Consider the following 25,839-nt stretch of genomic DNA (forward strand, 5'->3'; position numbering starts at 1 on the left):
TCCAATAATATCGTTTTGTGATCGGTGCAAGCAGGAACAGGGGGCTTGCCGCGCGATACGCAACGGCTATGAACACGCGGCATGGATCAAGCGATGAAGCCCGGCCAGCGCGTGCTGTTTGCGCTGCGCAAGATGATCGTTTCGGGCGAGATTCCCGATGGCACGCGGATCGCGGAGATCGGCACGGCAGAGCGTTTCGGCGTCTCGCGCATGCCGGTACGCACCGCGCTGCGCACGCTCGAGCAGGAGGGACTGGTCGCCCGGCTCGGGCGGCGCGGCTATGCCGCGCGCGGGCCCACGCCGACCTCGATCGAGGATGCGATCGAGGTGCGCGGCGTGCTCGAAGGGCTGGCGGTGCGGATCATCGCCTCAAGGCCGATTGCGCCCGCCTTTGCGCGCAAGCTCAAGGCGTGTCTGGCGCAAGGCGACGCACTGTTTGCAGGCGACGATTTCGTGGCCGACGATATCGACCGGTTCTACAGCTACAACCTCGCGTTCCACGACCTGCTGCTCGACGCGAGCGGCAACAGCGCGATCACGGTTGCCCTGTCGCGCAACAACCACCTCCCGCTGGCCTCGGCAGGCGCGCTGGCCGTGGATTGGGACGACCTCGCCAGCGCCCGCCACCACCTGCACGCCGCGCACCAGGACCATCACGCGGTTGCCGCCGCGATCCTTGCAGGCCAGCCGGACGAAGCCGAGTCCCGCATGAGACGCCACGCCCGCGCCGCGCTGATCCCCGGCATGATGCCGCTGGTCGGGCCGCTTTGAGGGGGGCGAGGGGGGCGAGGGGGGCGTAGATTGACTCTCCTCCCGTGCACGTGGGGAACGTCTAATTCCTTCCCGATCCGGATGCGAAACTAACCACCCGCGCTCATTCCTGAAACAAGTTCAGGACAGGCCCTGAGCCGCGGGCTTCAAGAAAGCTGCCTTGTAGCAAGCGACCCGATATCAGCCTTTTGCATTTTCCGCATTATGAGGCTTGCTGGCGATTGAAAAAGCGAAGATGTTTCAAAAACGCGGGCGCGCTGGCAGCTTACCTTGTATGCTTGATGCTTTGTTTTGTTTTGTATCGTGCTCATCTCATCGACAGCTACCCGTTTTCCAGCTAATGATGGCTCGAATAGAAATAAAGCTTCGACAATGTGATATTCTACCCACAGAACAGAGCCGGGGTACAGGATGCAAATAAGACGACTGCGGGTGCGGAATTTCCGCTCTATACGGGAGGAAACTGTCGAGTTCGGAGCCCAAACGGCCCTTCTCGGTCCCAACGGAGCAGGCAAATCCACCATCCTTCGCGCTCTGGATCGCTTCTACGGCCAATCTACCCAGATGGACCCTGACGACTTTTTTGGGCGCAACTTCGCGGAACCCATTGAGATCGGGATTACTTTCGGGTCCTTGTCAGAAGCTGAGCTTGAGCAGTTCGGATCACGGGTTCAGGGCGGCGAAATGACCGTCGTGAGGATATTCGAAGCCGGCGCCCGAAACACTGGACGGTTCCACGGGATGGCTTTTCAGCACGCCGGCTTTCAACCCATCCGTACCGCCGACAACGGAGTGCTCCGCCGGCAGACCTACTCTGCCATCCGAAACCAGGGCGGAATTTACGCGGACCTCGCAACCGCCACGAACGCCGATCAAGTCACTAAAGGCATGGCCGAATGGGAACAGCATCATCCCGATCAGTGCGAGCCGATGCTGGATGATGGGCAGTTTTTTGGGTTTACCAACGTCGCCAAAGGGATGCTCAATAAGGCGAGTATGCTAGTGTTCATCCCTGCCATCCGGGACGTCGTCGCAGACGCTGCAGACTCGAAGGGCGCTGTTGTCGCTCAACTTATCGAACTGCTGGTGCGAAGCGCCATCCAGCGCCGTAATGACGTTCGCGATTGGCAAGCGAGGGCGTCCGAGGAGTATCGTGCGCTCACCGATCCAGAGAACCTCCATGAACTTGGAGAGCTTTCGGACCAGTTGTCCGACACCCTACGTGTTTTCTACCGGGACGCTGCGGTCGCCCTGCAATGGAAGCCCGCCGTGGATATCTCTGTTCCCCTTCCAACGGCTGATGTTCGCTTGGATGACGACGGGTTTGAGGGACCAGTCGACCGCAAGGGCCACGGTCTCCAGCGAGCACTCATTCTCACGCTGCTGCAGCACCTTGCGGTTGCGGTCTCGGCAAACGCCAACGACCCCAATCAAGACGAAGCAGAAGAACTTCAAGATGAAGTTCCGGAGGCCCAAGGCGGTGGCTGGGAAATGCCCGGGTTGATTTTGGCGGTTGAAGAACCCGAGCTTTACCAGCACCCTACGAAACAGCGTCATTTTGCTTCGGTCTTGACGAAACTAAGCAGCGGCGCATTGCCGGGTGTCGCCACCAACACCCAGGTTATTTTTGCCTCACACTCCCCGCTTTTTATCTCTACAGACCGCTTCGACGAGATACGTCTGGCTAGGCGGAGATTGGTCGCCGGACAGGACTTCAAAGAGTGCCATCTATCGAGTGCCAGCTTGGATCAGATTGCGAGGCGGCTTGAGGAAATTCACGCAGTTCCCGAGGGCAACTTCAACGCGGAGAGCGTCAGGGCTCGGCTCCACGTCCTTCACCAAGAGGTTGCAGAAGGGTTCTTTGCCGACTTGGCTGTTCTTGTTGAGGGGCCTGGCGATAAAGCAGCATTGCTCGCTACAGCCGGGATGCTCGGGATTGATCTCGAAGGCCTCGGGGTTGCCATACTGCCGATCGGCGGCAAGACGCAGATCGACCGACCGGCGCTAATCTTCGAGGTCCTTGGTATCCCCACGTTCGTCCTGTGGGATTGCGACAATGGCGAGGCTGCGGAATGCAACCGCGCCCTGCTGCGGATGTGCGGTGTTCCCAATGAACAGCTCGTCAATGCAGTGCACAAGATCGAACCTCGTTTCGCTTGCTTTGAGGACAAACTGGAGACGATCTTGGAATCGGAAATCGTTGACCTAGAAGCTCATATTAACACGGTACGCAATGCGTTTGGCATTCAAAAGAAGGCGCAGGTTCTCAAGTCAGAGTTTGCAATGAGGGAAGTTCTGGTTCGCGCTGGTGAAGCGGGGCAGCGAAGCGCTACAATCGAGAACATCGTCCACGCTATAGCTGCTTTGGCGGGACATGTACCGACCTAACCATCTGGGACGCAGCGAAGATTTTGACGTTATCTGATCATGGCTTTTCTATCATCGTTCAAAGGAAGAGTCGCCTTCTCTGGCCCAAGGATGCGAATGGCATGTCTCCACCAAGATGCCACCAGTCCCCCCGATAGCACTTCACCCGAAACGCAGCCGCCAACTGAAACGCCGCTTCCAGCCGCTTATCCCCCAACCGCTATCGCAATCCACTCCACCAAAGCCGCGCTGACGGCGTCTGGCGTTTCCATCGGCGCCATATGGCCTGCGCCCTCGAACACGACCATGCGCGCGTTCGGGATAGCGGCGGCCATCGGTTCATGCTGGTCAGGCGGGCTCCAGCGGTCGAGTTCGCCGACGCCGATCAGGACGGGGCAGGCGATCTGCGGGAGCAAAGGCGCGGCGTCGGGGCGGTTCACCAGCGCTGTGATCTGCTGGCGGTGAATCGCGGGGGTCATGCGTTCGACCATCGCGTACAGCTGCGCGCGCAGGACGGTGTCGCTTTCCAGCAGGCCGGGTTTGACCATCGGCGGCAGCCAGATATCGGCGAGCGCGGTCATGCCTTGCCCGGCGCTGATATCGAGCATCGCCTGGCGCTTGGGTAGCTCCTCGGCGCTGGCCGGGTGCACGCCGGTATCGAGCAGCGCGAGCCGGGTGACTCGTCCTGGTGCCTGCCGCCAGACCTCGAGCGCCACGCGCGCGCCCATCGAATGCCCTGCGATCGCAAACCGTTCGGGCGCGAGGCTGAGCACGTGCTCAGCCATCGCGGCCATCGAATCCTGCTGCGTCAGCGCGGGGATGATGACGTCGTAATGCTCCGACAGGGCAGCAGTCTGATGCTCCCAGACCACTGCATCGCACAGCAGGCCGGGGACGAGGATGACGGTTTCGCGGGTGCTCATGATGTCAGGGCTCTACATCGGGCAGGGGCACCCCGTCCACTGTCACCGGTGCGGCCTCGATCAGCACGAAGACGATCCGGCATGTCTCAGTGGCCGACGGATTGCGCCACAGGTGGATCGTGCCGCGCTGGACGATGATGTCGCCCGCTTGTGCTGTGGTCACAGCGCCGTCGTCGAGCTCGAGCTCGACCGCGCCCGACAGCACGATGCCGTAATCGATGCTGCTGCTGCGGTGGAATGGGGACGTGCCCCCTGGAACCATGTCGACGATGCGGATCACCGACCCCTGGTGCAGCGTTAGCCCGGCTTCGCGAAGGCGGCCGTCGGTCTCGTCGTTGTTGTCGGCGGGAACGGTGGCGGTGGTCCACACGAGGCTGAACGCTGCGTCGCCCGAGGGGATCGGCTCGACCGGCAGCAGGTCGTCGCTGCGGATGATCGCGCGGCCGCCCGCGTCATGGCCGGTGACGATGCGGCGGACGGGAGGCGAGGCGGGGGCGCTCATCCCTTGACCACCTTCTGGTCGATCGCGCCGAACAGCACGCTGCCATCGGGCAGGCGGCTTTCCATGCGCACGGTATCGCCAAAGCGCATGAACTGGGTGCTGGGCTTGCCTTCGTCGAGCATCTCGATGCCGCGCCGCTCGGCGATGCACGAAGAGCCGATCTCGCGGAAGTTGCTGTTCGAGACCGTGCCCGATCCGATGATCGTGCCCGCGCACAGCGAACGCGTGCTCGCGGCATGCGCGACCAATTCGTGGAAGCCGAACTCCATGACCCCGCCCAATGCATCGCCGAACCGCTTGCCGTTCCAGTCGACGCTGAGTGGAAGATGCACGCGGCCTTCGCGCCAGGCGTCGCCCAGCACGTCGGGCGTCACCGCGAATGGCGCGAACGAACAGGCGGGCTTGGCCTGTACCCAACCGAAGCCGGTCTTCATCTCGATCGGCGCGATGGCCCGCAACGACCAGTCGTTGATCTGCACCAGCAGCTTGATGTGCGCCATCGCCTCATCAGGAGTGACGCCCATCGGCACGAAATCGGTAATGATGCCGAACTCGCCCTCGAAATCGATGCCGTCTTCCTCGCGCGGCAACGGAACATCAGCGGTAGCGGAGAGGAACTCGTGCGACAGGCCCTGATACATCAGCGGACGCCCCGGCGGCGGCGGTTCGGTACCGAACAATGTCTCCATCAGCTCGCCATGGCTGCGGAAGGCGGAGCCATCGAGCCATTGCCACGCGCGCGGCAACGGCGCGGCAAAAGAAGCGCTATCGGTGCCGTCGCCTTCGCCAGCCGCCAGCCGGTCGGCGAGGGCGCGCAGTGCGGGTTCGGCGGTGGCCCAGCTCTCGATCGCGGCCTGCAGCGTGCCAGCGACGGCGGTGGCAGGGAGGTAATGGCTGCCATCGGCGCTGACGACGACCAGCGCGCCATCGGGCATACCGTTATCCAGGGTGGCGAGTTTCATGGGGTTGGCGGTCCTTTCGTGAATCAAAGGTCGGCAAGGGCGTGATCGACCAGGGCAGCGAGGCTGCCATCGTGGTGCAGGCCCAGAGCGTCGGCGGCGAAGGTGGTGAGCGGCGGCTGGCAGCCAAAGGCGGCTTCTATCGCCGGATCGGGTGCGTAGCCGACCAGTGCCGCTTCGTGCCCGGTCTGGCGAGCCACCTCGGCCACCAGATCGCCGATGCGCACACGCAGCGCGGGCAGGTTGAGGCGGCGGCTGGCAGGATCGTTCTTCAGGTCGAGCGCCGCAACCAGTTGTCCGGTCAGCGCGCGACGCGACAGCAGCCAGCACGTCGCTTGCGCAGAAACCGGCAAGGTGATCGGCTCGCCTGCCTTGATTGCGTGAAACAGGTTGCTCAGGAACGCCGATTTCATGCCGGACGGAGCCATCGGACGCGCGACAATGCCGGGCAGCCGCAGCGAAAGCCCGCGCACTCCGCCGCGCCGGGTCAGCGTGGCGATCCACTCCTCCATCATCGCCTTGTGCGCGCCGTAGCGCAGCATGGGGCGCACAAGCGTATCGTCATCGACATGCGCAGGCAGCGGTTCGCCGAACACCGCGATGCTGCTGGCGAACAGCAGGCGCGGGGCGTTGCCGTGCGCGGCGGCGGCGTCGATCAAGGCCATGGGGGCAGCGACATTGATCCGCGCGGCCAGCGCCGGGTCGGTTTCCGCAGCTCCCCCGGGGATGGTGGCAAGGTGGATGATCGCGCTCAGGGGCTCTGCGGTCAGCTGTGCGACCAGCGCCGGATCGTCGATTTCGCCGGGCAGGGCGGAGACGCTGGACAGGCCGGCGCAATCCAGGTTCGTCCGGTCAGTGGCGATGACACGGTGGTGCGGGGCGAGCGCGCGCACCAAAGCCTGACCGACAAAGCCGCCCGCGCCGGTGACGAGGATCGGAGGGCGTTCAGCTGCCATCGGTAATCGACGTTCCGCCATCGACGGCAATCTGCTGGCCTGTGATAAAGGCCCCCGCATCCGAGGCGAGGAACAGGCAGGTCGCGGCGACATCGGCAATTTCGCCCACCCGGCGCAAAGGCGTCATTTGCAGCCGGCGCGCCATGAACGCTTCATTCGCCATCAGCGGTTCGGACAGCGGCGTGCGGATCAGGCCCGGCGCGACCGCGTTGACGCGCACGCCCTTGGGCCCCCATTGCACCGCCAGATTGCGCGCCAGCTGCGCCACCCCGGCCTTGGCGAGCGCATAGGCATTGATCGTAGCATTGCCGCGCAGGGCCGACAGGCTGGACATCAGGATGATGCTGCCGCCACCGCGCGCGGCGATATGCGGCAGCGAAAGGCCGGTCAGCGCGACGATCGAGCGCAGGTTGATCGCCATCACCTGGTCGAAATCGTCGAGCGACCAGCTGCCCGCCTGCCCGGTGATCCCTGCGTTGCACACCAGAATGTCGAGGCCACCAAAAGCTGCCAGCGTGCTCTCGACCAAGGCTTCCAGTGCCGCCGCGTCGGAGACATCGCAGGCGATGCCGTGCGCGCTATGGCCCTGGTCTGTCAGTTGGCGAGCGGCCTGTGCCACGTCATCATGGTTCTCGCTCGCTACGACCACATTGGCTCCGGCCTGCGCATAGGCCTGCGCAACACCCAGGCCTATGCCGCGCGTTCCGCCGGTGACGATGGCCGTGCGGCCAGCAAGGTCGAAAGCACCGGCCAGCATCGATCAGTCTTCGATGATCGCCACTGCACGCGTCCAGCCCGCCGAAGCGCCGCGGATCTTGTGCGGAAAGCAGCTGACGGTAAAGCCGTGCGGCGGCAGGCTTTCCAGATTGTGCAGCTTTTCGAGGTGGCAATAGCCGATGTCGCGTCCGGCCTTGTGGCCCTCCCAGATCAGCGATGTGTCGCCGCTTTCGGCGACCTTCTGGGCGGTGTAGCTGAACGGGGCATCCCAGCTCCAGGCATCGGTGCCGGTAACGCGGATGCCGCGTTCAAGCAGATACATCGTCGCTTCATAGCCCATGCCGCAGCCGGTATCGACAAAGTCGGGCTTGCCGACCGCGCCGCCCGCAGCGGTGTTGACCAGCACGATCTCGAACGGCTGCAACTCGTGGTCGATGCGCTTGAGCTCGGCCTCGACATCGGCGGCGGTGACGACATAGCCGTTTTCGAAATGGCGGAAGTCCAGCTTCACGCCGGGGTTGAAGCACCATTCGAGCGGCACCTCGTCGATCGTGATTGCGCGCTGGCCGCCATCCATGGTCGGGTGGAAATGCCAGGGCGCATCCAGATGCGTGCCGTTGTGCGTGGTCAGCGTCACCCATTCGGCAGCGGCAAAGCCCGCGCCGTCGGGCAGTTGCTCGGCGGTGACTCCGGGGAAGAAATGGCCAAGCTCGGTCACCGTATCGGCATGCTGCTGATAGGTGATCTTGGGTCGCATGAACGGCGGATCGGTGATCACGTCGTTTTCCAGATAGATCGAAAGGTCGATGAATTGGCGGGCCATGGTTTATCCTTTTGTCAGCGCGGCGCGCACTGCAGGTGGTGTGATGATCAATCCCAGAAGCGCCCCGTATGCGACCTTGATAGCAAATGCGGCGGTCCAGTCGAAGGTCACGATACCGCTGAGCTTCAGCGTCCCTATGACGACACCGGCCAACCCCAATGCCAGCAGTGCTAGCAGGATAGCGCGCACGACGATCGAGCGAACGCTTGGCGGCGTGCCCGGAAGCTGACCTTTCGCAATGGCAGCGCGGGCCTGCAGCGCGGGCATCAGCGCCGCCATAAAGGCTGCTGCCCCCGATTGCGGCAGAAAATCGAGCGCCAGATTGTTGGGTGCCCATACCGCAATCGGATCGATGCTGCCGAAAACCAGCAGGAAGAACCCCGCGCTGATCGCCATCGTGATGACGACCGAGATCATCGTCTGCTTGCGCACATAGCCGCGCGGACCGGTCATCCGTCGGTCCAGTTATAGGCCAGCGGCACCTCGCGGAAGGCAAAGCGGTCGATATGCCGCTCCAGCGCACCCTTCAGGCCATCGCGCTGCCCTTCGGCGCTGGCGGAGATGGTGCAGACGAGCGCGTCATCCTGAGCATCGAGCGTCACCAGCGCGTCGGCGGGCCAGTCCGCCCCGCGCGCATCCTTGGCAAAGGTGATCTCGCCATGATCCTTGTCAAAGGTCACCGGCAGATTGTGCTCCCAATGCTTGCAGACCTGCTGCAGATATTTGGACGCGCTCTGCGTGGGGATGCGGGCGGTGGCGACATAGCTCATGGTCAGGCGGCTCCCGATGTGTGACCGCCCAGCGTTTCGGCGAACCAGTCGGCGATATAGTCGCGACCATAAGACATGTTGTCCGCGCCGACATGCTCAACACCGCCCTCGCGCGCGGTGAAGATCTTCAGCTCGCGCTGCGGGCTGTTGGTCAGCTGCTCATAGCTCTGGTGCGCGTATTCGAGGCCGATCTGACGATCGTGCTCGCCGTGCGTCACCAGGAACGGCACCTTGATCCGCTCCATCACGCCGTTCAGCGTCATGTCGGCCGACTTGACGTGGAAATCGTCCATGTCGGTTGCGCCGAACACCCACATCACATGGCCCCAATAATGCGGGACGGGGTTCTCGCCCTCGCGGCGCAGACGCTTCTGCTGGACTTCGGCCCAGTTGTGGTTCGCACCCCAGACCGCGCCGGATGCAAAGCGCGGCTCGAAGGCGACGGCGCGTGGGGCGAAGTGACCGCCCAGCGAAATGCCGGTCATGCCGATGCGGGCAGGGTCGACATCCGGCTGCTGGAGCAACCAGTCCACTGCGGGCGTTGCCCATTTTTCCGAATGCGGCGTCGCCGGCAGGTTGTAGATCCGCAGCGCCTCACCGGTGCCCGGCTGGTCGACGCACAGGGTGGAAATGCCGCGCGCAGCCAGCGCATGCGGCAGCTTCGACCAGTAGAGCAGCTCCTTCGAGCTATCGAGGCCGTTGCAATACATCACCACGGGCTTGGGGCCTTCGCCCGGCGCGCGGCAATACAGCGCAGGATATTCGCTGCCTTCGTACGGGATCATCACACGCTCGACCGGGTGCTTGCCCAGCGTCATCGCCTTGGCAAACGTGTCCTGCGCCTTGGCGAAGGTGGTTACGCGCTCGGGATTGCCATGGCCCTGCATGCGTTCGCCGACCAGCAGGTACAGCGCAGCACGCTCCAGCTTGGCGGCGGCCGACAGGCTGCGGCCCCTGGCTTCGTCTTCTGCGGCAAGGCCGATCAGCTTGTCGCCCATCGCCACCCATTGCTGCAGGAACTGCGCCGTTCCGGCATCGGCGCCATTGGCCGCCGCATCGCGGATCGGCTGGCACATGTCGATGATCTCGCCGATCTGGCCGCCGCTTTCGATCGCAATGGAGACCGACAGGTTCCAGATATAATTGGGGAAATATTCAAAAAGGGCCATGGGGCTCAGACTCCTGCAGGCTGGAAAAGGCCTGCGTCGGGCGCAGGATGGGGCATGGTTTGCGGGCCGCCGATGCCGATGCCCCATTGGTCCATCACCAGCGGCGCAGGAGCATGCACGGTCGCCTGCCATGTGGCGTCGTCGACCTCTTCCAGATCGGCGGTATATTCGACCGCGAAGCCGCCCGGCGTCGTGAAATAGCTGAAGGTGTTGTTGCCAGCGGTGTGGCGACCGGGGCCCCAGCGAATATCGGTGCCCTTCTGCTTGAGCCGGTGGATGCCGCGCATCATGTCATCGACACCCAGCATGTCATAGGCGACATGGTTGAGACACGCAGGGCCCGGCAGCAGGGCGATGCGGTGGTGCCACTGGTTGCAGCGCAGGAAGCACATGAAGTCGCCCAGCCAGTCGCTGACCTTGAAGCCCAGCACATCGGTGAAGAAGCGCACCATCTCCTGATGGTCGGGCGAATGCAGCACGATATGGCTGATCTTCTGCGGAATGCCTTCCCAGCGGGTCAGTTCGCGCGACGTGCCACGTGCGACATCGCTCGAAATCTCGAACGGCAGGCCATCCTTGCTGAAGAAACGAAAGCCATAGCCGCCGCCATGTGTTTCGAGTTCCCTAGGCGCGAACACGATCTGGCAGCCATAGTCGGCCACCTTGGTGTGCAGCGCATCGACATCGGCGCGGCTGTCTGCTGCCAGGGTGATAATGTCGATCCGCTGCTGGTCTGCCGCGCGCAGGCGCACGACGTACAGCTCGTCATTTCCTTCGGCGGCAAAGTGCAGCATGCCGTCCTTTTCGCCGGCGTCCTTCAGACCCCAGACATCACGATAGAATGCTGCCTCTGCAGCCAGATCGGTGACGGCATAGCCGACATGGCGGATTTCACTTACGCGTGCCATGATATAGATAACTCCTTGAACCCATTAGAAAGACTGCCAGCCGATCAGATCGGCTCAGCTACCTTGATGAACATTTCCCGGGTGGCCGTGGCATTGTCGACCAGCGGTCCCTTGCCGATCTGGCCAAAGCAGATGGCGCGCGAGGATTCGACGATGTAGCGGCAGCGCTCGAAGCGACGGTCGCGATAAGCGGTGAGCGCATCCTCGATCGTCTCGGCTGCGAGCAGTTCCTCGGTCAGCACCAGCGCATCCTCGATCGCCATGCCGGCGCCCTGACCCAGATGCGGCGTCGTGGCATGCACGGCATCGCCGAGCAGGGCGACCCGGCCCTTGTGCCACGGACCTTCCAGGAACATCCATTCGAGCGGCTTGTAGACCACCTCGTCGTCCTGGGTGATCTGGCCGACCAAGGCCTGGATGGCGGGCGAGGGGACACCGGCGATCTTGCTGCGCATGGCGCTGGCAAGATCTTCCTTGGCATACCACGGATTGCCCGGCTCGGGCGTGGTGACATACATGTACATCAGCTCGTCGGACAACGGCACCAGGCCGATGCCGGTTTCGCCTTCATAGGCCTGCAGTGCGATGACATCGGGCGTGCGCTGGAAATTGTAGCGCCACACCGACTGGCCGGTGAACTCGGGCCTGGGTGCATCCGGAAAGATGGCGCTGCGCGTCTGCGAATACAGGCCGTCGGCACCGATCACCAGATCGTAGCGGCCCGTGCTGCCATCGCTGAACGTGACCGATACGCCTTCGCCATTATCGTCGAGCACGTCTGCGGTGATGCCGAGGCGGATGTCGGCGCCTGCACCCTTGGCACGGTCGCCCAGCACCTTGTGCAGCGCGCGCCGTCCGATACCGACATTGCCGGGATAGCCTTCGACCAGCCGGGGCGTGGGGATGTCCGCAACGCACTGTCCGGTGGGGATATAGACCTGGACGCGGTCAAAACCGAAGCCGGCGCTGATGTAATCGTCGATCAGGCCCAGCTCGGTCATCGCGCGGACAACATTGCCCTGCTGGATGATGCCGACGCCGTAGACGGACCAGTCGGGGTCGCGCTCGATCACGTCGACGTCAAAGCCTTTGCGGCGCAGGGCGATCGCAGACGTGAGCCCACCGATGCCACCACCAATGACCAGAATTCGCATGTCTTTCATGCAGTAAACCCTCTCCCGTGCCCGGCACCAGCGCCCGGGCATCTTCATCCCGCTTTCAATAGGGGGTGAGGGTATAATCTGTAAATTTTATTGTATTGATCCATAGGCATTAGGTTTATGAATGGATTGGGCCTCACTGGATGGCGCTGTCGCGGCGCAGTTCTTCACGGAGCCATTTCAGCCCCTCATCGGCGCTGCGCGCGTGGTTGAACTGCATCATTTCGCGCATGACCGGAAAGGCGAAGGGAATGGGCGCGATGGCCAAAGGAAACATGCGCGCCATGCACAAAGCCAGCCGCTCGTGCATCAGCGCCAGCCGGTTGGTCTCTATGATCAGCCAGGGGACGACGGTGAACGACGATGCAGTGACATCCATCCGCCGGAAGCGACCCGATTGCTCCATCGTGCTGTCGGCAAATGCGGCGGTGCGCTGGTTCCCCATCTGGATGCCGACATGTCCGGTCTGCATCAGGTCGTCTTCTGTCAACGGCCGGCTGAACACCGGGTTCTTGGTCCATCCGACCACGACATGCCGTTCCTCGAACAGCAGTTCGGCGGGTTGGCTGGGGTTGATGAACTCTTCCGGGGTGATCAGCAGGTCGAACGCCCCTTGCGCGATCAGGTCTGCGCTGCCGTCCGACGGCAGCACCGCTTCGAGCCGGATGCCGGGCGCGATCTGTGCCAGCCTGCGCGAAAGCGGGGCGATCACGGCGGCGGTGATATAGTCCGATGCGATCAGCCGGAAGATGCGTTGAGAGGTCGCCGGGTCGAAGTTGGTCGAGGTGGTGATCAGTGCATCGATTCGGCGCAAAGTATCCTGCACGCCTGGAACCAGCGATTCGGCATAAGGTGTCGGGAACATGCGCTTGCCGTGCAGCACCAGCAGATCATCGCCGAAATAGTCGCGCAACCGGCCCAGTGCGGCGCTCATGGCCGGCTGGCTCAGGTGCAATTGCTCTGCAGCACGCGAAACGCTGCGCGTCTCCATCAGCACGTTGAACGCGACCAGCAGGTTGAGATCGAGACCCTTGAAGCGCATCGGATAGATCCATCCATTTAATTATTGGATGATGATTAAAACAAAAGATTTCACCTATGGCTAGCCCTTGCCTTACATCCACAGTCAACAAGGCGATGGCCCGTGGAGGCTTTCGGCGCATTTTGGGGAGATGAAAAATGAAGGCATGTTTGCTGGCGACCACCTTTCTGGCCGCATTGGCCATTCCAGGGGCCGCATTCGCGCAGGACGCCACCACCAACGCCGCTGAAGATCCGCAGAGCGAAGGGCTGAGCGAAATTGTCGTCACCGCCCAGCGCCGCGAGGAAAGCCTGCAGCGCGCCGCCGTTGCGGTGACTGCCGTCACTGGCGATGATCTCACCAAGTCGGGCATTACCGAAACCGCCAACCTGGGCCGCCTGGTCCCGTCGCTGGTGGTCCAGCCCACCGGCGGAACGACCAGCTTCTTCCTGCGCGGTGTCGGCACCAATTCGCAGAACTCGTTCGCCGAAAACGCGGTCGCGTTCAACTTCAACGGCATCTATGTCGGCCGCCCCACCGCGCCTGCTGGCGTGTTCTACGATCTGGAACGCGTCGAGGTGGTAAAGGGACCGCAGGGCACGCTCTATGGCCGCAACGCCACCGGCGGCGCGATCAACGTCATCCCCAAGAAGCCGGTGCTGGGCACATTCAGCGCCGAAGGCTTGTTCGAGTATGGCAATTACGACAGCAAAAAGGCCTCGCTGGCGCTGAACGTTCCGCTCGGTGAAACCGTTGCGCTCCGCGTGGCCGGGCAGATCGTCGATCGCGATGGCTTCATCTCGGACGGCTATGACGACGACAAGGGCGAGGCTTTCCGCGCATCTTTGCTGATCGAGCCATCCGACATGTGGTCGATGACGCTGGTTGCCGATTACTACAACCAGCGCGGCAAGGGTGCAGGCGCGGTGCTGCTGCCCGAAGCACGCTATGCCGTTCCGCCGCTGGAAGATCGCGTGAGCATTTCCGATCCGCGTGCGCAGGCATCGATCCGCCAGCTGGCATCGGGCATCTTTGCTCCGCCGTTCTGCGGTGGCTTCGGTAATTTCGTCAACAGCGGCTGTGTCGCTCTGGCGGGAACCGACGGTTTCCTCGACAACCAGTTCTTTGGTGTCAGCGCTACTGTCGTCGGTGACATGGGCTTTGGCACGCTGACCGTCATTCCGGCCTATCGCCGGTCCGACGTGAGCGTTCTGACCTATCTGCCGGGCTTTGCCGGTACGATCCAGGATGTCGCCGAGCAGACCTCGCTGGAAGTGCGGCTCGCCTCGAACGAAGACCAGCGGCTGCGCTATGTCCTGGGCGCATTCTATTTCGGCGAAAACCAGGTCACCGAGAACTTCTTTCGCCAGGGCAACATCTCGACGACCCGCTTCACGCCGCGGCTGAGCACGGAAAGCATCGCCGCGTTCGGCCAGCTGACCTTTGACATCGCCGATACTCTGCGCATCGTCGCGGGTGGCCGCTATACCAGGGAAGACAAGGAGCAGTTCACCTCCGTCGCCGCTGGCGGACTTCCCGGTCCCATCAACCCTCCGCTCAGCGCGCCCTTTACTGGTGATCTTTCGTTCGAGAAGTTCACTTGGAAGGCCGGACTGGAATGGGATGCCGGGCCAGCATCTTTGGTCTATGCCAATGTTGCGACCGGCTTCAAGTCGGGCGGCTTCTTCGTCGCCCAGCCACCTGCCAACACCTTCGCTCCCGAAGAGCTGACCGCCTATACGGTCGGTGCCAAGAACCGCTTCTTCGGCAACAAGCTGCAGTTGAACATCGAAGCGTTCTACTGGGACTACAAGGACCAGCAGATCACGTTTGTCGGCGGCGTGCGCACCGCAGGCGGCATCTTCGCGCAGGGATCGACCACGGTCAACGCGGGCAAGTCGCGCATCTATGGCGCCGAGTTCGAGGCCAAGTTCGCGCCCAGCCGCAATGATCTGTTCAATCTCAACGTCCAGTATCTCAACGGCAAGTACAACAGCCTGACAACGGCCAACTTCTCGCCCACCGGCGCGCCGGTCACGACGGGATGCACCACCCTGGGCAGCCGCCTGGCCAATCCGGGCGTCAATGGTGCGCGCTTCTTCGACATCGATTGCTCGGGACGGCCGACGGTCAACTCGCCGAAATGGGCGATCAACCTGGGGTATGAACGCACGTTCGAGCTGAACGGCGATCTGGACCTGATCTTCGGCGCACGAGGGAATATCGAAAGCAGCCGGTTCCTCAACTCGAACTATCGGCCCGAGGAGCGTCAAGGCGGTTTTGCCATGGCTGATGCCTATTTGACGCTGGAAAGCGCAAGCGGCTGGAATGTGACCGGCTTCATCAATAACATCACCGATGAAGTGGTGCTGGCGCGCGCGGGCACCCGCCCGATCCTCGACTTCCCGGTGGGCACGCTGCGCCCGCCGCGGACCTATGGCGTGCGGTTCGGGTTCAACTTCTGATGGCGGGGGGCGCCATCGTGTCGGTGCTGGCAGCCTTGCTGGCCGCTGCACCGGCTGTGGCACAACCAGTGCCTCAGGGGGATGGTTTCGTCACGCTGGGCACCATGGGGGGGCCAGTGCCCGCGCCCGACAGGGCGCAGCCATCCAATGCGCTGATCCATCAAGGCCAGGTGTATCTGGTCGATGCAGGCGACGGGACCGTACAGCAGCTGGCGCGCGCAGGGATCCTGCTGCCCCGCGTCCGCGCGGTGTTCCTGAGCCATCTGCATGCCGACCACACCGGCGGGCTGTCCGCCGTGCTAGCCTTACGCAACCAGACCAATGTGCGCGATCCCATCACCGTTTATGGTCCACCAGGGACGCGCGAGCTGGTGGGGGGCATGGTCGCATCGATGCAGCCTGCAGCGCATGTCGGCTATGGCATTCCGGGCCAGCCCTGGACTCCGCCTGCCGACACGGTCAGCGTGATCGAGCTGGCCGATGGCGAGCGCGTGCCGCTCGGCGACATGGCGGTGACGGCAGCGCAGAACTCGCATTATGACTTCGCGCCGGGCAGCGTGGAAGACCGCAACTACAAGTCGCTGAGCTTCCGCTTCGATCTGCCGGGTCGCTCGATCGTCTATACCGGCGATACCGGGCCGAGCGCGGCGGTCGAAACGCTGGCGAAGGGCGCGGACCTTCTGGTCAGCGAGATGATCGACATGGGCGGCACCATGGCCAATGTCGCGCGCAATTCACCCAACATGCCGCCCGAGGCGAAGCAGCGGCTCGAACAGCATCTCTCCACCCATCATCTGACGCCCGATGCCGTGGGGCAACTGGCTAAGCGCGCCGGCGTCAAGGCGCTGGCGATCACGCATTTTGCTGCAGGCACGCCCGATCCTGAGCGGACCAAAGGCTATGTCGCGCAGATCCGGACGCATTTTCAGGGGCCGGTCACGCTGGCCAACGACCTCGACCGGTTCTGAGCGGCGCTCAGTCGGCCCAATACAATCGCATCGGATTGGCGACGAGCAGCTTGTGCTGCAGCTCTGCCGTCGGAGCAATCTGCGGAATCGTATCAACCAGATGCCCGTCATCGGGCAGTATCTTTTCCATGTTGGGGTGCGGCCAGTCGGTGCCCCACAGCACGCGGTCCGAATACGCCTCGACCAGCGGGCGCACGGCGGCGACGAAATCCGCATAAGGCGGGCCAGCGGCATCGAGCCGGTCGGCGCAGGTGACCTTGGTCCAGATGTCGTCGCGGCTGTCGAGCAGGCGGCGGAACGCGGTCATGTCCGCGCCGTCGGGACCCTGGGTCACGTCGGGGCGACCCATGTGATCGATCACGATCGGTACCGGGATCGCGGCGAGGAACGGCAGCATCTCTTCGAGAATGTCGGCCTCGAAATAGACCACGACATGCCAGCCCAGCCGCTCGATCCGGCGTGCGACCTCAAGGAACTTGTCCTTGGGCGCGTCATCGACCAGCCGCTTGAGGAAGTTGAAGCGCACCCCGCGGATGCCGCCTGCGTGCAGCGCGTCGAGTTCGGCATCCGAAATCGCCGGATCTACCACCGCAACGCCCCGCGCCAGACCGTTAGACCGGGCGATGGCGTCCAGCGTTGCGCGGTTGTCGGTGCCGTGGCAGCTCGCCTGGACGATGACGTTGCGCGCAAAGCCCAGATGACCGCGCAGCGCAAACAGCGCGTCGGGTCCGGCATCCTGCGGCAGATACTTGGCCTTGGCGCTGAACGGAAACTGCGCCATCGGCCCAAAGACATGGCAATGCGCATCGACCGCGCACGGCGGGGGTGTGAAGCGCGGCTTGGAAGGGCTCAGCGTCCAGCTGCGGACCCGGCCATCGGCGTCGGTGCTCATGCGAAAACCTCTCCATCCATCAGCTTGCGCGCGGTGCGCAGCATGCCCGCTTCGACCGGCTGGCCACTGTCATCAACGGTGACCACGCATTCGGTGACGCCGCTGGGGTGCTCGACGCCCAAGGTCTTGTTCGCGCCCTCGGGCACCTTGGCGATGCGCGCGGCCGGCGATCCTTCGATCAGGCAGGCGGTTGCGACGCTCACCGCGCCGAGCACGCCGATCGAGGCGTGGACGCGGTGCGGGATCAGCGAGCGGACGGCAATCGCGCCACCTTCGCGCGGGGCCGCGACCAGCATCATCTTGGGTACCGATTTGGCGGTGACATCGCCCAGGTTCATCAGCGGCCCGGCCTGCAGCCGGATTGCCTCGACCCTGGCCTTCATGGCCGTGTCGGCATCGAGTGTGTCGCGGTCTTCATAGCCGGTGATGCCCATGTCGGCAGCGGCAATGACCACGCAGGGCATGCCGTTGTCGATCATCGTCACCGCGACGCCGTCGATCACATCCACGCCGTTGCCGGTGGGCAGCAGCGCGCCGCACGACGAGCCCGCGGTATCGCGAAATGCCAGCGGGATTGGCGAGGCCGTGCCCGGCACGCCGCTGATCGCGGCATCGCCGGCATAATCCACCACGCCGCCGGGCGTGGCAACGGTCGCGACCGCCACCTGGCCGGTGTTCTCCATGTAAATGGCAACGCGCGTCGTGCCGTCGCTCGCCGCGACCAGCCCGCGCTCGATCGCGAACGGGCCGACGCCCGCGAGGATATTGCCGCAGTTCTGCGCGTCGGTGACGATTGCCTGATCGACGAACACCTGGAGGAACAGGTAATCGACATCGACCCCGGGCCGGTCGGATTTGCTGACCACGGCGACCTTGCTGGTCAGTGGGTCCGCGCCGCCCATGCCATCAATCTGGCGCTCGTCGGGCGACCCCATCACACGCAGCAGAAACGCATCGCGCGCAGCGGTATCAGCGGGCAGGTCGTGCTTCAGGAAGAACCCGCCCTTCGACGTCCCCCCGCGCATCCACATGCAGCGGGCGCTCTTGTGGACGCCCACTCCGGGCGGAAAACCGGTTTCCACTTTTCCTGAGCGGGCGTCGTCAGACATATTTCAGGCCCATCTCTGCCAGACGTGGGCGCATGTTGTAGATGTCGAGCCCCAGTTCACCTGCCGCCAGCCGCTGGCGCTTGGCCTCTTCGGCGGCTTCGCGCGCCTGCGCCTTTTCGAGCACGGAGGCGGCATCGGCGCGCTTGACCACGCACACGCCATCGTCATCGGCGACGATGACATCGCCGGGTTCGATCGCGGCACCGGCGCACACGATCGGCACGTTGACGCTGCCGAGCGTGTTCTTGACCGTCCCTTGTGCAAACACCGCCTTCGACCAGACCGGAAAGCCCATCTGGGTGAGATCGCGAACATCGCGCACGCCTGCATCGATCACCAGCCCGCGACAGCCGCGCGCCATCGCACTGGTCGCCAGCAGATCGCCGAAATAGCCATCGACGCACGGGCTGGTGGGGGTGAGCACCAGAATGTCGCCCGGCTGCAACTGCTCGATCGCGACATGGATCATCCAGTTGTCGCCCGGGGGCGCCGAGATGGTGACCGCATTGCCCGCGATCCGCGCACCGGCATAGATCGGGCGCATGTGATGCGCGAGCAGGCCGATGCGGCCCTGCGCCTCGTGCACCGTCGCGACGCCCGCCGCGCCAAGGCCATCTACCACCGCAAGATCGGTGCGCTCGATATTCTGGACCACAATTGCCATCGTCAAACTCCTTGTTGTCCCGCCGTGCCCGCGTGGCTGCCCCTTCTGCCAATCCAACTTGTGGACAGGCAATAAGTTTTTGCTATGTCTTGTGGCCATGACGACACCGTTCGACCTCAATCTGCGCCATCTGCGCGCGCTTGTCAGCGTCGTCGCGCTGCGCAGCCTCAACCGCGCGGCGGAAACGGCGGGTTTGTCGCAACCCGCGCTGACGCAGGGGCTGGCCAAGCTGGAGCGGCAGCTGGGTGTGCTGCTGTTCGACCGGCATTCGGGCGGGGTCGAACCGACGTTTGCTGGCATCGCATTGGCCGAGCGGGTCGAGCGCGCGTTCGCGCATCTCGCCGCCGCCGTGCGCCGGCCCGGGCGATCGGCAGCGCGCGGCTTTTCGCGGCCCGAACAGCTGATGACCGCGACTCAGCTACAGGCGTTCCTGTATTTTGCCGATGCCCAGGGGTTTGCCGGCGCCGCGGCGGCGAGCGGGCTTTCGCAGCCCGGCATTCACCGCGCGGTGCGCGAACTCGAACAGATCAGCGGGCAGGTGCTGGCCGAACGCCGCGGGCGCGGCATGGCGCTGACGCCTGCGGGGCGGGCGATGGCGCGCGGCGTGCGGCTGGCCTCGGGCGAGATTGCCGCCGGGATCGCCGAGGCGCTGGGCGAGACGAGCGCCGCCAGCCGGATCGCGATCGGCGCGATGCCGCTCAGCCGTGCGCTGGTGGTGCCGCGTGCGATCGCGCATTTTCTGCGCGACTGCCCCGGCACCGTGGTCGATGTCGTCGAAGGATCATGGCGCGAGTTGATTGATCCGTTGCTCGACGGCGTCATCGACCTGATGATCGGCGCATTGCGCGAACTGCCCCCGCCCGAGGTGGAGCAGGTGCCGCTGTTCACCGACCGGCTGGCGGTGTTCGGGCGCAAGGGCCACCCGCTCGCGGGCAGGCGGGTAGCGCTGGACGAGCTGCAGGCGCAATCCTGGGTGGTGGGGCCGCAGGGCACGCCGCTGCGCGCGCACTGGCAGGCGCTGTTCACGGGTGATCCGCCGCCGGTGCCGGTCGAATGCGGGTCGGTGATGGTGATCCGCGGGCTGGTGATGCAGAGCGATCTTCTGACGCTGTTGTCGCCCGATCAGATTTCGATGGAAATGGATGCACAGATGCTGGTGCGGATCGATGTCGATCTGCCCGGAAGCGTGCGCACGATCGGGTTGACGACGCGGCGTGGATGGCGACCCACCGCCGCGCAGCAGCGACTGGTCGATCTGTTGCATCAGGCCTCGACGGAGACCAGACTTCACGAAAACCAATAGGGGGCCGTGCAATTGGATTGGTGGCGGATCGCGCTCGTCCTTTAGGGGACGGGCATGACCAGCAACGTCACCTTTATCGGCTTCGGAGAAGCAGGCCGCGCCTTTGCCCCGGCAGGGGTACGCGCGTTCGACTTCAAGGCGCACGATACTGCGACCCGGCCCGATATGCTCGCTGCCTTTGCGTCGTCCGGGGTGGAGGGTTTCGACGATCCGGCAGAGGCCTTGTCCCAGGCGCAGGTCGTGCTGTGCCTCGTCACTGCCGACCAGGCCGTGGCGGCGGCGCGCGATTATGCACCGATGCTGCCCAAAGGCGCGCTGTGGCTCGACATGAACAGCGTTGCGCCAAGCTCCAAGCGGCGGGCGGCGGCGTTGATCGAAGCAGCGGGCGGGCGTTATGCCGATGTCGCGGTGATGGCACCGGTGCTGCCGCAGCGCCTGGGCGTTCCGCTGCTCGTGGCAGGCCCACATGCCGATGCCGCAGCAACCGCGCTGCAGGCATCGGGTTTTGCCAAGGTTTCCATCGCAGGCGAAAACGTCGGCGAAGCCTCGGCGATCAAGATGATCCGCTCGGTCATGGTCAAGGGTCTCGAGGCGCTGACCACCGAATGCGCGCTGGCCGCCGAGCGGGCAGGGGTGTCTGACGCCGTCATCGCCTCGCTCGATGCCAGCTGGAAGGACCAGAGCTGGGGGCAAAGGTTCGATTACAATCTCGACCGGATGATGGCGCATGGCCTGCGCCGCGCCGCCGAGATGGAAGAGGTCGCCGTCACGCTCTCCGATCTGGGCGTCGATCCGGTGATGACGCGCGGTACGATCGAACGCCAGCGGGCAATCGGCGCGCTGGCTGTTTCTCCACCCGAAGGCCTGGCCGCCAAACTGGCTGCCATTCAAACCCCCGAACCTGCGAGTGCTGCATGACCCTGATCATCGATTGCCACGGCCATTACACGGTCCTGCCCAAGGCGCACGACGCCTGGCGCGAGGAGCAGAAGGCCGCGTTCAAGGCAGGGACGCCGTGTCCGCCGTACCCGCACATTTCCGACGACGACATCCGCGAGACGATTCAAGCGAACCAGCTGCGATTGATCAAGGAGCGCGGCGCGGACCTCACCATCTTTTCACCCCGCGCCTCGGCGATGGCGCCGCATGTCGGTGACGAGGCGGTGGCACGCGAATGGGCGCGGCGCTGCAACGATCTGATCGCGCGCGTCGTCGGCCTGTTTCCGGATGTGTTCGCGGGCGTATGCATGCTGCCGCAGAGCCCCAAGGCGGATATGCAGGGCTCGATCGAGGAGCTCGAACGCTGCGTCACCGAGCTCGGGTTCATCGGCTGCAACCTCAACCCCGATCCGGGCGGCGGCCGTTTCGAGCACCCGCCGCTGACCGACCGCTTCTGGTACCCATTCTACGAGAAGATGGTCGAGCTCGACGTGCCCGCGATGATCCACGTTTCGGGCAGCTGCAACCCGGCGATGCATGCCACCGGCGGCTATTACATCGCGGCGGACACGATCGCGTTCATGCAGTTGCTCGAAGGCGATCTGTTCGCCGATTTCCCGACGCTGCGCTTCATCATCCCGCACGGCGGCGGCGCGGTGCCCTACCACTGGGGGCGCTATCGCGGATTGGCCGATATGCTGAAAAAGCCCGCGCTCGACACGCATCTGATGAACAACATCTTCTTCGATACCTGTGTCTACCACCAGCCGGGCATCGATCTGCTCGCCGATGTCATCGACAACAAGAACATCCTGTTCGGCAGCGAGATGGTCGGCGCGGTGCGCGGCATCGATCCCACCACCGGGCATTATTTCGATGACACCAAGCGCTATGTCGATGCGCTCGAGATCAGCGATACCGAACGCCACATGATCTTCGAGGGCAATGCCCGCCGCGTCTTCCCCCGGCTGGATGCGCAACTGAAGGAGCGCGGCCTGTGAGCGTTCCAACCGACATCCACGCCTATCTCGCCGAGTTCGAGGACATTCCCGGAACGCGCGTGTTTACCGCAGCCCGCGCGCGGCAGGGCTATCATCTCAACCAGTTCGCGATGAGCCTGATGAGTGCCGACAATCGCGCGCGGTTCAAGGCCGACGAACGCGCCTATCTCGATGAATGGGCGATTTCGGAAGCGGCCAAGCTGGCGGTGATGGCGCGCGATTACAACGCGATGATCGACCTGGGGGGCAACATCTATTTCCTCTCCAAGCTCTTCTCGACCGACGGCATCGCCTTTGCCGAAGCGGTGAGCACGATGACCGACATGAGCTGGCCCGAATACCGGCAGATGATGATGGATGGAGGCCGCTCGCCCGAGGGCATGCGGTCGATCAGGGAGAAACGCTGATGGCCCGGATTACCGCAGGCGTGGCGTCGAGCCACGTGCCGCTGCTGGGCGTGGCGCACGACCAGGGCAAGGAACGCGACGACTATTTCGGCCCGATCTTCGCAGGCTATGACTGGACCCGCGAATGGGAGAAGGCGCAGAAGCCCGATGTCGTGATCCTGGTCTATAACGACCATGCGTCTGCCTTCGACATGCGCTTCATCCCGACCTTTGCGATCGGCTGCGGTGAACGCTACAAGCCGGCGGACGAGGGCTGGGGGCCGCGCAAGGTGCCCGATGTCATCGGCCACCCGGACCTCGCCTGGCATATTGCGCAGAGCCTGATCCTCGACGAGTTCGACATGACGATCATCAACGAGATGGACGTCGACCACGGCCTCACCGTGCCCTTGAGCATGATGTTCGGTGCGTGTGACGAATGGCCGACCACGGTCATTCCGCTCGCGGTCAATGTCGTCACCTATCCGCCGCCCTCGGGTAACCGCTGCTGGGCGCTGGGCGAAGCGATCGCGCGCGCCGTCGCCAGCTTCCCGGAGGATCTGAACGTGCAGATTTGGGGCACCGGCGGCATGAGCCATCAGCTGCAGGGACCGCGCGCAGGCCTGCTCAACCGCGAGTGGGACAACCGCTTCCTCGACATGCTCGAGTCGGACGACGACGCGGTGCGGCACATTCCGCACATCGAATATCTGCGCGAGACCGGCAGCGAAGGCATCGAGATGGTCATGTGGCTGATCATGCGCGGCGCGCTCGGCAAGAGCGTGAAGACCCTGCATCGCCATTACCACATCCCGTGTAGCAATACGGCCATCGGACATCTAGTATTGGAGCCACAGACATGAGAATTGCCCTCGCAGGCGCAGGTGCCTTTGGTGAAAAGCATCTCGACGGATTGAAGCTGATCGACGGGGTGGAGATCACCTCGATCATCAGCCGCCGTCTGGAACAGGCCGAAGAGGTCGCGTACAAATATGGCGCGGTGCATGCCACCACCGAACTCGACGACGCGCTGGCGCGCGACGACGTTGACGCGGTCATCCTGTGCACGCCGACCCAGATGCACGCCGCGCAGGCCATCGCCTGCATGAACGCAGGCAAGCATGTGCAGGTCGAGATCCCGCTGGCCGACAGCTGGGCCGATGCACAGGCGGTGGTGGACAAGCAGAAGGAAACCGGGCTGGTCTGCATGGTCGGCCACACGCGGCGCTTCAACCCCAGCCACCAGTATGTCCATAACCAGATCAAGGCGGGCGAGTTCAACATCCAGCAGATGGATGTGCAGACCTACTTCTTCCGCCGCAAGAACATGAACGCCAAGGGTCAGCCGCGCAGCTGGACCGACCATCTGCTGTGGCACCACGCCGCGCATACGGTCGATCTGTTCGCCTATCAGGCGGGCCGCATCGTCAAGGCGAACGTGCTCGAAGGCCCGCATCATCCGGACCTTGGCATCGCGATGGACATGTCGATCCAGCTCAAGAGCGAAACCGGCGCGATCTGCACTTTGTCGCTCAGCTTCAACAACGATGGCCCGCTGGGCACCTTCTTCCGCTATATCGGCGACACCGCGACCTATATCGCACGCTACGACGATCTGGTGAACGGCAAGGAAGAGCCGATCGACGTGAGCAAGGTGGACGTTTCGATGAACGGCATCGAGCTGCAGGACCGCGAGTTCATCGCAGCGATCCGCGAGGGGCGCGAGCCCAACAGTTCGGTCGGCCAGGTGCTCGATTGCTATCGCGTGCTGGGCGACCTCGAACGGCAGCTCACGGCATGAGCGCACGTCGCACCCAGGTCGCGATCATCGGATCGGGGCCCGCCGGGCTGCTGCTCGGCCATCTGTTGAAGGCCGAAGGCATCGACTGTATCGTGCTCGAACGCCAGACCCGCGAGCATGTCGAAAGCCGCATCCGCGCAGGCGTGCTGGAGACGGTGACCACTGATCTGATGCACCGGTTGGGGCTCGACGAGCGGATGAACCGCGAGGCGATGGTCGAGGACGGCTTCAACCTGGCCGATGGCGACATGCTGGTGCGCATCGACATCAAGGCGCTGACCGGCAAGACCGTGGTGGTCTATGGCCAGACCGAGCTGACCCGCGACCTGATCGCCGCCGCGCCCCAGCGCGAGCTCGAGATCGTGTTCGAGGCGCAAGACCTGGCGCTGCACGATGTCGACAGCGACCAGCCCAGCGTGACCTATACCAAGGACGGGGTCGTAACCACGCTGGCATGCGATCTGATCGCCGGGTGCGACGGCTTCCATGGCCCCTCGCGCCGCGCCATTCCGGCGCATCTGGTGCGCGAGTACATGCACGAATATCCGTTTGGCTGGCTGGGCATCCTGGCCGATGTGCCGCCCTGCCATGACGAGCTGATCTACGCCAATGGCCCGCGCGGCTTTGCGCTCGCCTCGATGCGGTCGACCACGCGCAGCCGTTATTACATCCAGGTTCCGCTGACGGAACGCATCGAGGATTGGCCCGAGGATCGGCTGTGGGACGAGCTGGAAGGCCGCTTCAATGGCATATCGCAGCACGGCGTCACACGCGGGCCTGCGCTGGAAATGTCGATCGCACCGCTCAGGTCCTATGTGTTCGAAACCATGCGCCACGGCCGCCTGTTCCTGGCGGGCGATGCCGCGCATATCGTGCCGCCGACCGGGGCCAAGGGGCTCAACCTGGCCGCGTCGGATGTCCATTATCTGTCCGATGCGATCATCGGCTTTTACCGGCGGCAGGACGAGCAGGCGATGCTGGGCTATCAGGCCAAGGCGCTGTCGCGCATCTGGAAGGCGGAGCGCTTCAGCTGGTCGCTCACCAAGCTGATGCACAGCTTCCCCGATCAGGGTCCGTTCGAGCGGCGGATGCAGATGGCAGAGCTGGATTACCTCTCGCGTTCGCCCGCGATGCAGACCGCGATTGCGGAGAACTACGTCGGTCTGCCGGTGTAACGCATCCGGCAGGCCCGCGCTTTCCTTTACGGTATCGGGCGTTAGCGTCCTGCCCCTCATCGACTGCCTTCAAACCGGGGGCAGTAACTT

26 protein-coding genes are annotated in these 25,839 nt (G+C 63.9%); 11 read left to right on the top strand and 15 right to left on the bottom strand.

The window, feature by feature from the left end; translation table 11 throughout:
• The first annotated feature begins 81 nt into the window (after positions 1 to 81).
• On the top strand, positions 82 to 771 hold the full coding sequence (locus D618_RS0103010; RefSeq protein WP_017670007.1) for a GntR family transcriptional regulator: 690 nt from the start codon (positions 82 to 84) through the stop codon (positions 769 to 771).
• A 411-nt stretch (positions 772 to 1,182) separates the two neighbouring features.
• On the top strand, positions 1,183 to 3,159 hold the full coding sequence (locus tag D618_RS0103015) for an AAA family ATPase (protein ID WP_017670008.1): 1,977 nt from the start codon (positions 1,183 to 1,185) through the stop codon (positions 3,157 to 3,159).
• A gap of 185 nt (positions 3,160 to 3,344) precedes the next feature.
• Here the strand turns inward: D618_RS0103015 and D618_RS0103020 are convergent, their stop codons facing one another.
• The 12 genes from D618_RS0103020 to D618_RS0103075 all read right to left on the bottom strand — a co-directional run bounded on the left by D618_RS0103020 (position 3,345) and on the right by D618_RS0103075 (position 13,067).
• Entirely contained in the window at positions 3,345 to 4,061 is a 717-nt protein-coding gene (locus D618_RS0103020) for an alpha/beta hydrolase (protein WP_017670009.1), read from the bottom strand.
• Between the two features lie 4 nt (positions 4,062 to 4,065).
• Positions 4,066 to 4,563 (bottom strand): cupin domain-containing protein, encoded by a 498-nt coding sequence (locus tag D618_RS0103025; RefSeq protein WP_017670010.1) that lies wholly within the window; start codon positions 4,561 to 4,563, stop codon positions 4,066 to 4,068.
• Positions 4,560 to 5,525, bottom strand: a complete 966-nt coding sequence (locus tag D618_RS0103030; RefSeq protein ID WP_017670011.1) for a fumarylacetoacetate hydrolase family protein — start codon at positions 5,523 to 5,525, stop codon at positions 4,560 to 4,562. The genes D618_RS0103025 and D618_RS0103030 overlap by 4 nt, the downstream gene beginning before the upstream one ends.
• 23 nt (positions 5,526 to 5,548) lie before the next feature.
• Positions 5,549 to 6,478 carry an NAD-dependent epimerase/dehydratase family protein gene (locus D618_RS0103035; RefSeq protein ID WP_017670012.1) on the bottom strand — a complete coding sequence of 310 codons (930 nt, stop codon included), beginning with the start codon at positions 6,476 to 6,478 and terminating at the stop codon, positions 5,549 to 5,551.
• Positions 6,468 to 7,235 carry an SDR family oxidoreductase gene (locus D618_RS0103040; protein WP_017670013.1) on the bottom strand — a complete coding sequence of 256 codons (768 nt, stop codon included), beginning with the start codon at positions 7,233 to 7,235 and terminating at the stop codon, positions 6,468 to 6,470. Before D618_RS0103040 ends, D618_RS0103035 begins: the two co-directional genes overlap by 11 nt.
• A gap of 3 nt (positions 7,236 to 7,238) precedes the next feature.
• Complete coding sequence (locus tag D618_RS0103045; RefSeq protein ID WP_017670014.1) at positions 7,239 to 8,018, bottom strand: cyclase family protein; 780 nt, start codon at positions 8,016 to 8,018, stop codon at positions 7,239 to 7,241.
• Between the two features lie 3 nt (positions 8,019 to 8,021).
• Complete coding sequence (locus D618_RS0103050) at positions 8,022 to 8,471, bottom strand: hypothetical protein (protein WP_017670015.1); 450 nt, start codon at positions 8,469 to 8,471, stop codon at positions 8,022 to 8,024.
• Positions 8,468 to 8,788 carry a DUF2218 domain-containing protein gene (locus D618_RS0103055; RefSeq protein WP_017670016.1) on the bottom strand — a complete coding sequence of 107 codons (321 nt, stop codon included), beginning with the start codon at positions 8,786 to 8,788 and terminating at the stop codon, positions 8,468 to 8,470. Before D618_RS0103055 ends, D618_RS0103050 begins: the two co-directional genes overlap by 4 nt.
• A gap of 2 nt (positions 8,789 to 8,790) precedes the next feature.
• On the bottom strand, positions 8,791 to 9,957 hold the full coding sequence (locus D618_RS0103060; RefSeq protein ID WP_017670017.1) for an alpha/beta hydrolase: 1,167 nt from the start codon (positions 9,955 to 9,957) through the stop codon (positions 8,791 to 8,793).
• A gap of 5 nt (positions 9,958 to 9,962) precedes the next feature.
• Positions 9,963 to 10,865 (bottom strand): VOC family protein, encoded by a 903-nt coding sequence (locus D618_RS0103065; protein ID WP_017670018.1) that lies wholly within the window; start codon positions 10,863 to 10,865, stop codon positions 9,963 to 9,965.
• 44 nt (positions 10,866 to 10,909) lie between these two features.
• On the bottom strand, positions 10,910 to 12,028 hold the full coding sequence (locus D618_RS0103070; RefSeq protein WP_017670019.1) for an FAD-dependent oxidoreductase: 1,119 nt from the start codon (positions 12,026 to 12,028) through the stop codon (positions 10,910 to 10,912).
• Positions 12,029 to 12,161: 133 nt separating this feature from the next.
• Positions 12,162 to 13,067 carry a LysR family transcriptional regulator gene (locus D618_RS0103075; protein ID WP_017670020.1) on the bottom strand — a complete coding sequence of 302 codons (906 nt, stop codon included), beginning with the start codon at positions 13,065 to 13,067 and terminating at the stop codon, positions 12,162 to 12,164.
• Positions 13,068 to 13,204: 137 nt separating this feature from the next.
• Here D618_RS0103075 and D618_RS0103080 point away from each other — a divergent pair, with 137 nt between their 5' ends.
• Together D618_RS0103080 and D618_RS0103085 are read left to right on the top strand one after the other, a co-directional pair.
• Positions 13,205 to 15,511: a TonB-dependent receptor gene (locus tag D618_RS0103080; RefSeq protein ID WP_017670021.1), complete on the top strand. Its 2,307-nt coding sequence runs from the start codon at positions 13,205 to 13,207 to the stop codon at positions 15,509 to 15,511.
• On the top strand, positions 15,511 to 16,479 hold the full coding sequence (locus D618_RS0103085) for an MBL fold metallo-hydrolase (RefSeq protein WP_017670022.1): 969 nt from the start codon (positions 15,511 to 15,513) through the stop codon (positions 16,477 to 16,479). Before D618_RS0103080 ends, D618_RS0103085 begins: the two co-directional genes overlap by 1 nt.
• Before the next feature lie 7 nt (positions 16,480 to 16,486).
• Here the strand turns inward: D618_RS0103085 and D618_RS0103090 are convergent, their stop codons facing one another.
• From D618_RS0103090 to D618_RS0103100, 3 genes are all read right to left on the bottom strand, one after another.
• On the bottom strand, positions 16,487 to 17,371 hold the full coding sequence (locus D618_RS0103090) for an amidohydrolase family protein (protein WP_017670023.1): 885 nt from the start codon (positions 17,369 to 17,371) through the stop codon (positions 16,487 to 16,489).
• Positions 17,368 to 18,402, bottom strand: coding sequence for a 4-oxalomesaconate tautomerase (locus tag D618_RS0103095; protein ID WP_017670024.1), 1,035 nt, complete (start codon positions 18,400 to 18,402; stop codon positions 17,368 to 17,370). The genes D618_RS0103090 and D618_RS0103095 overlap by 4 nt, the downstream gene beginning before the upstream one ends.
• A 70-nt stretch (positions 18,403 to 18,472) precedes the next feature.
• Positions 18,473 to 19,144, bottom strand: coding sequence for a 4-carboxy-4-hydroxy-2-oxoadipate aldolase/oxaloacetate decarboxylase (locus tag D618_RS0103100; RefSeq protein WP_017670025.1), 672 nt, complete (start codon positions 19,142 to 19,144; stop codon positions 18,473 to 18,475).
• Positions 19,145 to 19,241: 97 nt separating this feature from the next.
• On the opposite strand from D618_RS0103100, the gene D618_RS0103105 reads away from it, so the two are divergent.
• The 7 genes from D618_RS0103105 to pobA are packed head-to-tail and all read left to right on the top strand — an operon-like array spanning position 19,242 to position 25,749.
• Entirely contained in the window at positions 19,242 to 20,447 is a 1,206-nt protein-coding gene (locus D618_RS0103105; protein ID WP_017670026.1) for a LysR family transcriptional regulator, read from the top strand.
• Positions 20,448 to 20,501: 54 nt separating this feature from the next.
• Positions 20,502 to 21,365 (top strand): NAD(P)-dependent oxidoreductase, encoded by an 864-nt coding sequence (locus tag D618_RS0103110; protein WP_017670027.1) that lies wholly within the window; start codon positions 20,502 to 20,504, stop codon positions 21,363 to 21,365.
• Positions 21,362 to 22,387: an amidohydrolase family protein gene (locus D618_RS0103115; RefSeq protein ID WP_017670028.1), complete on the top strand. Its 1,026-nt coding sequence runs from the start codon at positions 21,362 to 21,364 to the stop codon at positions 22,385 to 22,387. Before D618_RS0103110 ends, D618_RS0103115 begins: the two co-directional genes overlap by 4 nt.
• The gene (gene ligA / locus D618_RS0103120; RefSeq protein ID WP_017670029.1) at positions 22,384 to 22,794 is read left to right on the top strand and encodes a protocatechuate 4,5-dioxygenase subunit alpha; all 411 of its coding nucleotides are present in this window, start codon (positions 22,384 to 22,386) and stop codon (positions 22,792 to 22,794) included. The genes D618_RS0103115 and ligA overlap by 4 nt, the downstream gene beginning before the upstream one ends.
• A complete protein-coding gene (locus tag D618_RS0103125) occupies positions 22,794 to 23,636 on the top strand; it encodes a class III extradiol dioxygenase subunit beta (protein ID WP_017670030.1) in 843 nt (280 codons plus the stop codon). Before ligA ends, D618_RS0103125 begins: the two co-directional genes overlap by 1 nt.
• Positions 23,633 to 24,574, top strand: coding sequence for a Gfo/Idh/MocA family oxidoreductase (locus tag D618_RS0103130; protein ID WP_017670031.1), 942 nt, complete (start codon positions 23,633 to 23,635; stop codon positions 24,572 to 24,574). Before D618_RS0103125 ends, D618_RS0103130 begins: the two co-directional genes overlap by 4 nt.
• Positions 24,571 to 25,749: a 4-hydroxybenzoate 3-monooxygenase gene (gene pobA, locus D618_RS0103135; RefSeq protein WP_017670032.1), complete on the top strand. Its 1,179-nt coding sequence runs from the start codon at positions 24,571 to 24,573 to the stop codon at positions 25,747 to 25,749. The genes D618_RS0103130 and pobA overlap by 4 nt, the downstream gene beginning before the upstream one ends.
• The last annotated feature ends 90 nt before the right edge of the window (positions 25,750 to 25,839 follow it).

It is taken from the genome of Blastomonas sp. AAP53, from assembly GCF_000331245.1.
Lineage (GTDB): Bacteria > Pseudomonadota > Alphaproteobacteria > Sphingomonadales > Sphingomonadaceae > Blastomonas.